The following is a 13,507-nucleotide window of genomic DNA, read 5'->3' as shown; positions in this document are numbered from 1 at the left end:
CAGCAAATGCTTGCGGTTTCCACACCGACCCGTCATCGGCTCGTCGATGACCTCTTTTCCCTTTGAAATCGTCGGCTTCGATCTCGACGGCACGCTGCTCGACACCCATGGCGACTTGTCCGCCGCGGTGAATCACGCGCTCGTCGCCGAGGGCCGCGAGACGATCGCCCCCGCGCAGGTGCGCGATCTGATCGGCGGCGGTGCGAAGAAGATGCTCGCCCGCGCGCTCGATGTGACCGGCGGCGCGGTCGGGCCGGAGCGATTCGACGCGCTCCATGGCGAGCTTCTGAGGTACTACGAGGCCAACATCGCGGTTCACTCGGGCCTGTTTCCCGGCGGCGAGACGATGCTCGACGCGCTCCACGCGCGCGGGGTGCGGATCGCGGTGGTGACCAACAAGCTCGAGCGGCTGGCCCGGCGCCTGTTCGGCGAACTCGGCCTGACCGAGCGTTTCTTCACCATTATCGGCGGCGACACACTTGGACCGGGCCGGGCCAAGCCCAGGCCCGATCTGTTGCTCGAAATGGTCGAGAGGGGCGGGAGCGCCCGCGCCGCCTATGTCGGCGACACGACCTACGATACCGGCGCGGCGGCCGCGGCGGGCTTGCCCTGCGTCGCGGTCAGCTTCGGCTTTTGCGACCTGCCTCCGGCCGAACTCGGCGCGGCCGCCGTGATCGACCATTTCGACGACCTGATTCCGACGCTCGAACGGCTCTGATCAGGCGGGCTCGGGGCTGGCCCCGGCATTCGCCTCCGCCTTGCCGGCCGCCTTCGATACGCGCTTCGCCTTGCGCTCCTCGGCCGTCTCGGGCGGAACGAAGGAAATCACGACGTCGCCGTCGCGGATCGTGGGGGTGCGCACCGACGAGAAGATCTCGTAGCTGCCGTCGGGCCGGACCACCGCGAAGGGCTGCGCGCCGTCGTCGAGGTTGGCCTTGAAGTCGGCGAAGTCGTATTCCTGCGTGATGCGCGTTCGGCTGAAGATCCAGCCGTCGGCGGTGCGCGTCTGCAACTCGTAGATGTCGACCGGATCGAGGAATACGGTGTTGCCCTTGGGCTGGGTGAGCCCGTCGCGTTGGTCGGGCGCGATCTGGAGCACCTTGTCGAAGCCCAGTTCGGGGCCGAGTTCGGCGCAGACCAGCGCGTTGTAGGCGTCGCTGTCCGAGGCCGAGACGACATGGTGGAACTCGTTCCAGTCGAACTGGTGGCGGAACTTGTCGTTGAGCACGTCGCCCTTGCGCGAATCGATGTCGCGGAAGCGGGCATGGCGCTGCGAGAACTTCGAGTTGTCGGCCATCATCACCTCGACACCGGCCTCGCGCATCGCCGCCGCAGCAGCAGCCGACCACTGGTTGATGCCCACGATCATCAGCCCGGTGCCTTCGCCGCGCGCGATCCGCAGGGTCTCGGCCCAGATCTTCGCGGTGAAGCCGTGCGCCACGATCGTCGCGATGGCGGTCGCGAAGGCCAGCGGGACGAGCAGGTCGGCGCCCGCGACGCCGTTTTCGCTCAGCCGTAGCGCGAACAGGCCCGTCACCGCGACCAGCACGATGCCGCGCGGCGCGATCCAGGCGATGAACAGCCGCTCGCGCCACGACATGTCGCTGCCCAGCAGCGAAACGAGGACTGTCAGCGGGCGGGCAAAGAACAGCAGCAGGAACAGATAGGCGAGGAAGCCCCACTGCGCCCGGCTGATCACCTGCCAGTCGAGCGTCGCCGACAGGATGATGAACACGCCCGCGATCAGCAGGACCGAAAGGTCCTCCTTGAAGCGCTTGATCGTCGCCGTGGAGAACGTGGGCCGATTGGCGAGCGTCATGCCCATGACGGTGACCGTGATCAGTCCGCTTTCGTGCTGAAGCGTGTCGGCCGCGACGAAGGCGGCGATCACGATCACCAGCAGCATCGGCGCCTTGAGGTATTCGGGCACCAGTCCGCGCGGAAAGGCCCAGGTGACCGCGAGGCCGAGCGCGAGGCCGAGCACGCCCGCCGCCACCGATGCGCCGAGCACGGCCGGCACGCTTGCGGCATGATCGGCATCGCCGGTGGCGAAGGTCATCTGCGCGAACACCACGATGGCGAGCAGCGCGCCGATCGGATCGTTGATGATCGCTTCCCACTTGAGTGTGTCGGCGACTCGCCTCGGCACGCTGATCGCGCGCAGCATCGGTCCAATCACGGTCGGCCCGGTCACCACGAGGATGCCGCCGAACAGCGCCGAAAGCTCCCAGTCGAGCCCGACGCCGAGATGGACCGCGAGCGTGCAGGTCATCCAGCCAAGCGGTACGCCCAGGATGATCAGCCGCTTCACCGAGCGGCCGGCTTCGCGCAAGTCGCGGAAATTGAGCTGCAACCCGCCCTCGAACAGGATCACGGCCACGGCCAGCTTAATGATCGGCTGCTGCAACTCGCCGAAGTCGCGCGCCGGATCGAGCAGGCCCGCGATCGGCCCGGCGATGATTCCGGCGCCGAGCAGGAAGACGATGGCGGGTTTGCCCGTGCGCCAGGCGATCCACTGCGCGGTCATGCCGAGCACGCCGATCAGCGCGATCTTCAGCATCAGCGGTTCGGACAAGGTAGCTCCTGTTGCTGTCGAGGTGCCGGAAAAAGGCGGCAAGGCCTGGCCGTGGGATCGGGAGGAGACGCTTGCCTGACCGGCAGCTTCATGCAACCGATCGGGCAAGCGGATGTTCCGCGGCGCGAGCAATAACACGCAAACGGGAAAACGAGGAGAGGCGGCGATGCCAACGGCGGGCGAGAAACTGCGCAAGCTGATCGAGACGGGCGAACACTTCGTGTGCGGCGACGTGTTTTCGGCGATCACCGGCCGGATCGTCGAGCATGTCGGCTTCCCCGCCGCCTATCTCGGCGGCCACGCGTGCAGCGCCTTTCACTACGCGGTTCCCGACAATGGCGTCTACAGCCAGGTCGAGCAGATCGAGCAGGCCAGCCGGATCGCCAACGTGATGAGCATTCCGCTGATCGCCGACGCCGATACGCTGGGCGAGACTGTGGCCGACGCCTATCATTTCACCCGCCGCTACATCCAGCAGGGCATCGCGGGATTCCACGTCGAGGACGAACGCAATCCCAAGCATTCCAAGCTCGTCAACGGGCTCTGGTCGATCGAGGACCAGCAGGCGCGGATCGACGCGGCGCGCCGGGCGCAGCGCGATTCGGGCCAGGACCTCGTGATCATCGCGCGCTGCGACGAGCTTTACACCAGCGAAATGGGCGGCGGCGGCGGCGGCGACATCAACGAGGCGATCCGCCGCGGCCACGCCTACATCGAAGCGGGCGCGGACGTGCTGTTCTATCCACCCCGGCCCGAGTGGGTCGGCGATCTCGTCAAGGGGCTGGGGCCGAACATTCCCGTCGCGACGATGGGCTTCACGCTGCCGGACACCGCCTTCAACATGGCGACCGGCGGCTGGGTCACGGCGGCCGCGAACCACCTCAAGCTGATGCGCGAGCTGATGGACGAGGGGAAGATGAAGTCAGGCAACTGGAACTTCCCCGAAAAGTACGAGCTGATCGAGCATCCGCTCTACGACGGCCTGATCGAGGAATGGGCGGAGAAGACCGGACGGCAGAGCCGTCCCAATCACGCGCCCTGATCGTGCACGGCTGAACCTCCCGGCTTGACCGGGGACGCATTCGGCCGCGCCGTCGATTGTCCGGCTGCCGCGCTTGTGGTGAACCTTGCGGCTGTGCCGGCGGTCGACCGGCGGGGGGAGGCGCAATGAAGCTCGGCGTAACCGCAAACTATGTCTGGAGCGGCCCGCCCATCGCGAGGCTGGCGCGCCATATCGAAGCGCTCGGCTTCGAATCGATGTGGATGGGCGAGCATCCCGCAATCCCCTTCGCCTCGCTGGAGGCGGAGCGCTACGGCGTTCCGCTGCCTCCCAATTACCGCGACATGCCCGACCTGATGGTCTCGCTGGCCGCTGCGGCCACCGCCACGAGCACGTTGCGTTTCGGCACCAACGTATGCGTCGTCCCGCAGCATGAGCCGATCGTGCTCGCCAAGCAGGTCGCGACGCTGGACCGCTTGTCCGAAGGGCGCCTCATCTTCGGCTTCGGCACCGGCTGGATCGAGGAGGAGGCGGCGATCTTCGGCTATCGCTTCGACAAGCGGCTGGGCGTCACGCTCGACATGATCCGCGCGCTCAAGGTGCTCTGGACCGAGGAGCGGGCGAGCTATGCGGGAGAATACGTCTCGTTCCCGGAAATCTACTGCAATCCCAAGCCGCTGCAAAAGCCGCACGTTCCGATCCTGGTCGGCTCGGGCAACGACAAGACCGATAACACCGCGATCTTGCGGCGTGTCGCCCGGATCGCCGATGGCTGGCTCCCGTCCTTTCTTTCGCCGCCGCAAATGCGGGAGCAATTGCGCGAACTGCGCGGCTATTGCGAAGAGGAAGGGCGCGACTTCGCGGCGCTGGACATCACCTTGCTGGTTCCGGCGATCAGTTTCGGCGTCGGACCCCTGCCGCAATGGGGCGCGAAGGCGTACGAGGATATCAAGCCCCGCCCGGTCGCCGAACTGCTCGCCGAGTATCAGGAAGCGGGCGTTGGCAGGATCGCCGTGGGTTTGCCCGATCTCGAGGACGAAGGCGCGTTCGCGCTGCTCGAGGAAGTGGCCGCGGGGATGGGGCTGGCCTGATCGCTTTCGTCGCCCTCGGGGGCGAGCGCGACGCCCTGCGGCACCACGACGATACGGATTGCCCGGTCGGGATCGAGGTAGCGAAGCGCCAGGGCCTGAAGATCCGCGGGCGTGGTGGCCATCAGGATCTCGCCCGCACCAAGATAGCGATCGATCCGCGCGGGTTCGCTCTGTGCGCGGTCGACCAGCGCGAGCCAGCCGGCGTTCGACTTGAGCGCGTTCTGGAACCGCTCGAGCAGCGGCTGCCGGGCGCGCTGGAGCAAGTCGTCGGATGGCGCCTGCGCGCGCAGGGCGGCGATCGTCGCGCGGATCGCGTCGCTCGTCGCGGCGACTTCACCGACGTCGACCGAGGCCTGGACCGCGAACGTCCCGTAGCCCTTCCAGTTGTGCGACAGCGCGCTCGAGGCCTGCGGCGAGTAGCTCTTGCCCAGCTTCTCGCGCAGCGTATCGGTCAGCTCCACGCGCACGACGCGTTCGAGCAGATCCAGCCTGAGCGCTTCAACCATGTCGCTGTCGTCGCGCGTCGGCCAGGTGAAGCGCAGCAGCGCCTGGTCGGACGCGCCTTCGTGACGCACCACGCGGCGCGTGCGATCCTCGGCGAAGACGCGCGGCTGCTGCTGGCCGCTGTAGTCGCGGAAGCGGCGCTCGCGATCGGGCAGCGCGCCAAAGGTTGCGGCGACCAGCGCGATCGCCTGTTCTTCCTCGATATCGCCGACGATGCCGATCTCGATCGCGCCGAACTCGAGCCGTCCGGCGATGTCGCGGCGCAGCTTGGCGAAGGTCAGCCGGCGATAGGCCTCGACCGGCTGGAGCGTGAAGCGCGGATCGTCATCCGACAGGATTCCGCCGATCGCGGCCCCCAGCGCCGAGCCCGGCGTCGCGTCCTTGCGCTTGAAATAGGTGTTCATCTGTTGCCGGAACTGAAGCTGGCCCTCGGCGCGGTAGCCCGGATCGACGATGTAGGCGGTGAGAAGCTGAAGCTGCACCTCGAGATCGCGCGGCGTGGTGATGCCGCGCGAATCGAAGCTCGCCTCGCTGGTCCGGAAGCCGTCCGAAACGCTGCGCCCTGCAAGGATCGTCTGGAGATCGTCGCTCGAGTGCCGGGCGAGACCGCCTTCGTCCAGGTAGGGCACCATTTCGGTCGCGAGCGGGTTGGCCTTGGTGTCGAGCATGTCGCCGCCGTCGATGCTGACCGAGAAGCGCACGCGATCCTTCTCGATTTCGGTGTGCTTGACGTTGAGCATGACCCCGTTGGCGAAGACTATCTGGCGAATGCCGAGCGCGGGCTCGCGCTTGTCACTCACGACCACGCCCGCCGGGCCGAAGTCGGTATAGGCGAAGCCTGCGAGGTCGGTGGAGCTTTCGCGGCTGACCGCGGCCAGCATCGCCTCGTTCCAGGCGGCGCGCACCGCGTCGGCATCGCCGGCGGGCGCGAAGCGCGTGCGTAGCCGGATGTTCGGGTTCTCGAGCGGCGCCGCGTCGGCGACGAGCGCGGCCATGACCCGCTCGGGCGTGATCTGCGGGGCGAAGGCCTCGAAGCGGGCGAGCACCGTCGCCGGCTGCGATGGCACGGTGCCGTCGCTCAGCAGCGCCTCGACCGCGGCGTAGAGCGTGCCGTTGCTCTGCGTGCGCGCGCCCGCCGCGGCGTTTTCGAGCGAATTGCGGATATTGGCGAGCTGTTCCGCGACCTCGGCCTCGCTGAAGCCGTAGAGCAGCGCGCGGCGATACTCGCGCGCCGCCGCGATCAGGCCGCGCCGCCAGGTCCTGTCGACGGTATCGACGATGAGCCGCGTCGCACGGGCCGAATCGAACACGTCCCCCGTCCCGAACCCGGCGCCGCGAAATGGCGGATCGGGCGAGCGCGACAGCCGCTTGAAACGCCGGTTGACGATTCCGTAGCCCACTTGCGCGAGCAGGTTTTCCTGCCGCGCGGCGACGGTATCGGCCTCGTAGGTGTAGGGACGCGTGCGTTGCGCGACGATGCGTTCGGAGACCGCCGGGTCGATGTAGACGTCGGTGCGGCCGATATCCGCGTTGCGGATCGGCCCGGCATCGGGCCGTGGCCTCGCCTTCGGGCCGGTCCAGTCGGCGAAATGCGCGAGGATCGCCCGTTCGACCAGATCGGGCTCGAAATCGCCCACGATCACGACTGTGACGTTGCCCGGGACGTATTCGCGCTCGTAGAACTCACGCAGCCGTTTGGCGGTGGCGGTCTTGATGCTCGCCTCGGTTCCGATCGGGAAACGCTGGGCGAAACGCGATCCGGCATAGAAGAAGTTGGTTCCGGCCACGGTGTCGCGGTAGCTCCAGGTGTTGCGGTCGCGCATTTCGGCGAGCACCACCCCGCGTTCGCGATCGACCGCGCCGGGCGAGATCATCAGTTCGCTCGCGGTTTCGCGCATGAGCATCAGCGCCGTGTCGAGCAGGGCGGGATCGTTGCGCGGCAGGTCGAGCTTGTAGGTCGTGCGCTCGAACCCGGTCGAGGCGTTGGTGTCGGCACCGAAGGCGAGGCCGTTGCGCTCGAGCAGGGGCACCATCTCGCCTTCGGGCACGCGGGCGGAACCGTTGAAGGCCATGTGCTCGACGAAATGGGCAAGGCCGCGCTCAGCCTCCTTCTCGTCGAGCGAACCGGCCTCGACGATCATTCGGACCAGCGCGGTGCCCTCGGGCGTCGCGTTCTTGCGGATGACATAGCGCAGGCCGCTGCCGAGCCGGCCGAAGCGATAGGCCGGATCGAGCGGAATGTCGCTGTCCTCAAAGCCCCAGACCGGCTCGCGCGCATGCTCGATCGCGGCATCCCTGGCAGGCGCGGCGAGCGCGGGGGCCGGGAGCGCGACGATCGGAAGCAGGGCCGAAAGCAGGGCCGCAAAAAGCCGTAAGAGCTTCATCGCCGTTCAGGTGGCCCAGCCGGTCTTGCGATACAAGGCGCGTCGCACGGCCGGGACGCGGCCGACGGTCGACGTGCGCGGCGTATCGGGCGAACCGACGCTACTTGTGAGTCTTGCTGCCGCGCACCTTGCCGCGATGCGCGGTCAGATCGAACACTTCGCCAGGGGTGCCGTCGTCCTGGAGCAGCCCGAGCCGACGCGCGACTTCCTGGTAGGCTTCTTCCTCGCCGCCGAGGTCGCGGCGGAAGCGGTCCTTGTCGAGCTTCTCGCCGGTGTGCATGTCCCACAGGCGGCAGCCGTCGGGGCTGATTTCATCGGCGAGGATCACGCGGCTGTAGTCGCCGTCCCAGATGCGGCCGAACTCGAGCTTGAAGTCGACCAGCTTGATGTTGATCGCCGCGAACATGCCGCAAAGGAAGTCGTTCACGCGGATCGCCAGCGAGGAAATGTCCTGCATTTCCTCGTTCGAGGCCCAGCCGAAGCAGGCGATGTGCTCTTCGGCGATGAGCGGATCGCCGAGCGAATCGTCCTTGTAGTAGTACTCGAGCAGAGTGTGCGGCAGCAGCTCGCCCTCGGGAATGCCGAGCCGCTTCGAGATCGACCCGGCGGCGACGTTGCGGACCACGACCTCGATGGGAATGATCTCAACCTGGCGAACGAGTTGCTCGCGCATGTTAAGGCGCCGGATGAAGTGATTCGGCACGCCGATGTGGTTCAGGCGCGTGAACACGTACTCGCTGATGCGGTTGTTGATGACGCCCTTGCCTTGGATCGTGCCCTTCTTCTGGGCATTGAAGGCGGTGGCATCGTCCTTGAAATACTGGATCAGGGTGCCCGGCTCGGGACCCTCGTAGAGGATCTTCGCCTTGCCTTCGTAGATCTGGCGCCGACGCGACATCGCAAAACCCCTGGGTTCAAGAGACAACAAGCCCCGACCTGACGGAACGCGCAATAGCACGCCGCGCTGGGGCCGGGGCACGATCTGAGGCATATAGGCGATGGTCCCCCAAAAGCAAACCGGCTAGGCCCGGCTGGGGCATTGCGCGAGAAAGACCGGAGCGGGACAGAGGCACGGGGATGAAAGAGGATATCGTGCAGGCGCAGGCGCAATTCGTGCGCGAGCAGGTCGGCCGGACCTATCTGTCGGACTGGATGCTTGTCGATCAGGCGCTTATCGACCGCTTCGCCGAGACGACCGATGACCACGCCTTTATCCACGTCGAACCCGAGGCGGCGCGCGAAGCCGGGTTCGACGGGACGATCGCGCACGGGTTCCTCACGCTCTCGCTGCTTGCCCCCATGCGCGGGCAGATCTCGCGACCGGTCTTTCCCGGGCTCAGGTCTGGCTACAACTACGGGCTCGATGGCGTCCGGTTCCTGGCGCCGGTCGCCGCGGGCAAGCGGATCAGGGGACGCATGACGGTCGCCTCGATCGAGGAAAGGCAGCCCGGCCGCTTTCGCGAAGCGCTGGACGTCGTCGTCGAGATCGAGGGCGAAGACACGCCCGCGCTTGTCGCGACCTGGATCACCCTCCACGTCACATGACGGCGACGAACGGGGATGAGATGACCGAAGGAATCGCGATCGAAGACCTCACCGGCGCGCGGGTGCAAGCGGTCATTGCCGATCTCGCGCGTCTGCGGATGACGGTCTTCGCCGCGTTCCCCTATCTCTACGATGGCGACCCCGCCTACGAGGAGGACTACCTGCGCGGGTTCATCGCCGCCCGCGACGCCATCGTCGTTGCCGCGCGCGACGGCGAACGGATCGTCGGTGTCGCCACGGCCTCGCCGCTGGCGGCGCAGGGGGGCGAGATCCGCGATCCGGTGGCGGCGGCCGGTTTCGCGCCGGAAAGCGCGTTCTATTTCGGTGAGAGCGTACTGCTCGATGCCTATCGCGGGCGGGGGATCGGCCATGCCTTCTTCGACAGGCGCGAGGCGCAGGCGCGCCGTTGCGGCGCGCGCTTCGCGTGCTTCGCCTCGGTGATCCGGCCCGAGGATCATCCCGCGCGCCCGGCCGGCTATCGCTCGCTCGAGGGTTTCTGGCGCAAGCGGGGCTATGCTCCGGTGCCCGGACTGCGCATCGAGATGGCCTGGAAGGAGCATGGCGAGCCGGGTGAGAGCGCCAAGGCGCTTCAGGTCTGGATGCGCGATCTCGGCTGACACGCGCGCCGCCGCGCGCCTCACGCCAGTTGGCGACAAAGCGCCTCCGCGGCCTCGCTCACTTGCCGCCAGGTTTCGACGAAGCCCTCGGGGCCACCGAAATAGGGGTCGGCAACGGGCTGGCCCTCGCGCCCCGGCACATGATCGAGCAAGAGCGAGAGTCGCGTGCCGTGTCCGGCGGGGGCCAGCCTTTGCAGGTTGCGCAGATTGTCGAGATCGAGCGCGAGGATATGGCTGAAGCGCGCGAAGTCGCCGCGTTTGACCTGGCGCGCGCGATAGCCCGAAATGTCGATGCCGTGCCGCGCGGCCTGTTCGATCGCGCGCGGATCGGGCGGTTCGCCGACGTGCCAGTCGCCGGTCCCGGCCGAATCGGCCTCGATGGCGAGGCCAAGCGCCGCCGCGCGCTGCCGCAAGGCGGCCTCGGCCAGTGGCGAGCGGCAAATGTTGCCAAGACAAACGAACAGCAGCGACGGACTGGTCATCTGATCGTCATTCGGCAATCGGGGACGACAAAAGCGATTTAATCATTCGAAAGCCTTGCTATGAGTAAGTAATCTGGAGCTTCGGCTCGGGATGTTCGCGGGATCGTCGCGGCTGCCATCGCCTTAGGGCGCGGGTGGATCGCAAGGCAAGGGGGTGGGACCGGCGCTGACGCCTGGTCCCAAGAGGAGTCTGCGGTACGTGTTCAGCGAATCCGAGCTGGTCGATACCGGCGAAACCGGCAACCTCTACATCGATTCGCTCGTCTACGACTTTGCCTTCGTGCCGGGCATCACGATCAACTACGTGCTCGAGGGCAATGGTGCGTACGGCGGCACAACCTGGGGCAACGGCGCGCGCGAGGGCTTCGCGGCCTCGGTCGCGACATGGGCGGCGGTGGCAAACGTCAATTTCGTCGAGGAAGCGGGCCCTTACCGGGGCACCGGAACCACGCAGGCCTACGACTGGATCGAGAAGATCCGCACGCTCGACGACGGCTCGCTCGCTTTTCACACGCTGCCCTTCGCGGGGACGCTGAGCGGCACCTACAGCGATGCCGACGGGCTGTTCTCGGCGGGCAGCGTGGCGCCGGGCGGGTACACCTTCTCGACCTTCGTTCACGAGACCGGGCACGGCCTCGGCCTCAACCATCCCCATGCCGACGATACCGACGGCCCGGACCGCCTCGTCTTCCCCGGTGTCGACGGACCCTTCGTGCTTGGCGAGAACCAGCTCAACCAGGGCGTCTTCGTAACGATGGGTTACAATTCCGGCTATCTCGAGGTCGGCTATTCGCAGACTTACGACTACGGCTGGGTGATCGGGCCGGCCGCGTTCGACATCGCCGCGATCCAGTCGATCTACGGTGCCAACACGGCGACCGCCACGGGCAACAACGGCTATCGGCTCCCCGAAGCAAACGAACCGGGCACGGGCTGGACGACGATCTGGGACGCGGGCGGCACTGACGTTATCTCCGCATCCGATTCCACCGGCATGGGAGCGACCATCGATCTGCGCGCCGCGACCTTGCGCGACGAGCCGGGCGGCGGCGGCTTCGTGTCGTGGATCGGCGGCGTGATCGGCGGATTCACCATCGCCAACGGCGTCGTCGTCGAGAATGCGCAAGGCGGAACGGGCGACGATCTGATCCACGGTAACGGCGCCGACAACCGGCTGGTGGGCGGCGGCGGCTTCGACATCGTCAGCTACACCGATGTCGCGGCGGACCTCGTGATCGATCTCGGCGCGGGCCGCGCGACGGGGTACGGTTCGGACACGCTGGTCACCATCGAAGGCGCGATCGGCGGATTGGGCGACGACCGCATGGTCGCGGGCGCCGGGCGGATCGACGCCGATGCCTCGAACGAAGTCTTTCGCCCACAGAGCGCGATTGACGGCCTGACCATGGCCGATGCCTTCTCGCTCGATGGCCTGTTTGCAGTGGACGCGGACGATGCGGGGCTCGACGCGGACCCCGGCATGGCCAGCGTGCGGGTCCATGCCCTGGGCGGGGGCGGCGGACCGCAGTACTACAGTTTCACCGCGGGCACGGACGGCCGCGCGATCATCGACGTCGACAACAGCTTCGCCTTCGATTCCTATCTGACCGTGTTCGATGCGCAAGGCGGGCTCGTCGCGGAGAACGACGACGGCGAGATCGTCGATGCCGGCAGCGCCAACATCTACGACAGTTTCCTCGAACTCACCGATCTCGTCGCGGGCGAGACCTACATCATCGAGGTTTCGGAGTTTTACGGCTTCTCGCTGCCGCAGAACGCGCGATACGAACTCAACGTCTCGCTCGTCACCGACGCCCGGGCGCAGGCCGGCAGCCTGATCGGCGCATGGTTCGACGGCGGCGAGGGCAACGACGTCCTGCTCGGCGCGGATGGCAACGACCGCCTCTATGGCGGTTTCGGCAACGACGACCTGACGGGGGCGGGCGGCGACGATTTTCTCGACGGCGGGGCGGAAGTCGACACCGCGTTCTATCTCGGCGCGGCGGCCGACTACACTGTGCGCGTCGATGCCAAGGGGCTGGTGCAGATATCCAGCGCGGAGGGCACCGATACGCTGCGCGATGTCGAGTATTTCTCGTTCGCCGATGGTCTCTACCGCCTCTCCGAGACCGCCGCGCTCGAAGTCGCGGCCGATCCGCCCGTCATCAGCGGCGCGCGCAGCATCTGGGTGGAAGAAGGTGCTACGACGACCTTCGTCCTGCTGATCAGCGATCCCAACGGCGATCCGCTGACGTATGCGCTGAGCGCGCCGCGCCACGGCACGGCGGTGCTGACGCAGGTGGGCGAGGGCGAACTCAGCGTCGCCTATTCACCCGATGCCGGATATGCGGGGATGGACAGCTTCGCGGTCACCGTGAGCGATCCCGGCGGGCTGGAAACGCGCCAGGACATACAGGTGGAGATCACCGCGCCGCCGGGCATCCAGATCATCGCCAGCACCGGTTTCGCGGGCGAACTGGGCGGCCGGGCCCGCGTTTTCGGCACGACCGGCGCGCAGGACTTCACGGTGACCGGCAGCGACTCGATCGTGACCCTCGACCCCTCGTTCAACCGGGGCGGCGACGTCATTCGCTTCGCGGGCGAGGCTGCCGACTACACGATCGCCGCCTCCGGTTCGCTCGCGAGCATCGCGGGACCGGTGGGGACGGTGAACCTGCCGCTCGGCCCGGCCGGCGTCGCGATCGTTTTCGACGACGGCGCGCGCCTGCTCGCGATCGACGCCGCGAGCGCGAGCGTCAGGATCGGCGCGCAGACGGTCACCGGCGCGCCGGCGGCGATCCTTGCGGCGCCCGACGATACCGCATCCACCGTTGCGCTCGATCCCGAAAGCGGCGCCCGCGCGCTGTTCGAGGCCGGTGCCTCGGCCATTCTCGGGGGCGATTATCAGGTCTTCGGCACCGCCGGCGGCGGCGAGACGGTCGTGCGCCTGTTCGGCGACATGACCTTCGATCCCTCGTTCAACCTCGGCGGGGACCGCATCGAGTTTGAGGGGCCGGCGGCCGATTTCGCCGCCTACCGCGACGGCAGCACGCTGGTGGTGTTCTCGGAAGACGCGCGGGCGGCGATTCCCGTGGGCCTTGGCGAGACGCTGCTGGTATTCGGCGAGTTCGACGTGCGCACGCTGACGATCGACGTCGAGGCGGGCGCGATCGTTCTCGACGGGGCGCAGATCACCGGGACTAGCGTGGCAACGGCGCAGCCGCTCGATCCGACCGATCTCGCACCGCCGCTTGCCGCGACGCTGTCGGCGCTCCAAGGGGTTTACGATCTGGGGTAACGATGCCGTGG

The 13,507-nt window shown here is 67.3% G+C and carries 10 protein-coding genes; 6 read left to right on the top strand and 4 right to left on the bottom strand.

Going from position 1 to position 13,507, the window contains the following annotated elements; genetic code table 11:
• The first annotated feature begins 46 nt into the window (after positions 1 to 46).
• Positions 47 to 718 (top strand): HAD-IA family hydrolase, encoded by a 672-nt coding sequence (locus tag B2G71_RS05320; protein WP_098104682.1) that lies wholly within the window; start codon positions 47 to 49, stop codon positions 716 to 718.
• On the opposite strand, the gene B2G71_RS05315 is transcribed toward B2G71_RS05320, so the two are convergent.
• Positions 719 to 2,575, bottom strand: a complete 1,857-nt coding sequence (locus tag B2G71_RS05315) for a sodium:proton antiporter (RefSeq protein ID WP_240530013.1) — start codon at positions 2,573 to 2,575, stop codon at positions 719 to 721.
• Positions 2,576 to 2,741: 166 nt separating this feature from the next.
• Between B2G71_RS05315 and B2G71_RS05310 the strand changes: the two genes are divergently transcribed.
• Together B2G71_RS05310 and B2G71_RS05305 are read left to right on the top strand one after the other, a co-directional pair.
• Positions 2,742 to 3,617, top strand: a complete 876-nt coding sequence (locus B2G71_RS05310; protein ID WP_098104954.1) for an isocitrate lyase/PEP mutase family protein — start codon at positions 2,742 to 2,744, stop codon at positions 3,615 to 3,617.
• Between the two features lie 125 nt (positions 3,618 to 3,742).
• A complete protein-coding gene (locus tag B2G71_RS05305; RefSeq protein WP_098104681.1) occupies positions 3,743 to 4,666 on the top strand; it encodes a TIGR03619 family F420-dependent LLM class oxidoreductase in 924 nt (307 codons plus the stop codon).
• On the opposite strand, the gene B2G71_RS05300 is transcribed toward B2G71_RS05305, so the two are convergent.
• Positions 4,561 to 7,554, bottom strand: coding sequence for an insulinase family protein (locus B2G71_RS05300; RefSeq protein WP_098104680.1), 2,994 nt, complete (start codon positions 7,552 to 7,554; stop codon positions 4,561 to 4,563). The two genes, B2G71_RS05305 and B2G71_RS05300, sit on opposite strands and share 106 nt — an antisense overlap.
• A gap of 100 nt (positions 7,555 to 7,654) precedes the next feature.
• On the bottom strand, positions 7,655 to 8,452 hold the full coding sequence (purC, locus tag B2G71_RS05295) for a phosphoribosylaminoimidazolesuccinocarboxamide synthase (RefSeq protein ID WP_098104679.1): 798 nt from the start codon (positions 8,450 to 8,452) through the stop codon (positions 7,655 to 7,657).
• Between the two features lie 179 nt (positions 8,453 to 8,631).
• Here purC and B2G71_RS05290 point away from each other — a divergent pair, with 179 nt between their 5' ends.
• Together B2G71_RS05290 and B2G71_RS05285 are read left to right on the top strand one after the other, a co-directional pair.
• A complete protein-coding gene (locus tag B2G71_RS05290; protein WP_098104678.1) occupies positions 8,632 to 9,099 on the top strand; it encodes a MaoC family dehydratase in 468 nt (155 codons plus the stop codon).
• Between the two features lie 20 nt (positions 9,100 to 9,119).
• Positions 9,120 to 9,716, top strand: coding sequence for a GNAT family N-acetyltransferase (locus B2G71_RS05285; RefSeq protein WP_098104953.1), 597 nt, complete (start codon positions 9,120 to 9,122; stop codon positions 9,714 to 9,716).
• Between the two features lie 20 nt (positions 9,717 to 9,736).
• On the opposite strand, the gene B2G71_RS05280 is transcribed toward B2G71_RS05285, so the two are convergent.
• Positions 9,737 to 10,198, bottom strand: a complete 462-nt coding sequence (locus B2G71_RS05280; protein WP_098104677.1) for a low molecular weight protein-tyrosine-phosphatase — start codon at positions 10,196 to 10,198, stop codon at positions 9,737 to 9,739.
• Between the two features lie 199 nt (positions 10,199 to 10,397).
• Between B2G71_RS05280 and B2G71_RS24735 the strand changes: the two genes are divergently transcribed.
• Entirely contained in the window at positions 10,398 to 13,496 is a 3,099-nt protein-coding gene (locus B2G71_RS24735) for an Ig-like domain-containing protein (protein WP_141521502.1), read from the top strand.
• Positions 13,497 to 13,507: the final 11 nt, after the last annotated feature.

Source organism: Novosphingobium sp. PC22D, from assembly GCF_002556635.1.
Classification (GTDB): Bacteria; Pseudomonadota; Alphaproteobacteria; order Sphingomonadales; family Sphingomonadaceae; genus Novosphingobium.
Note: the sequence above shows the minus strand (reverse complement) of the source record. Positions and strands in the feature narration are given on the sequence as shown.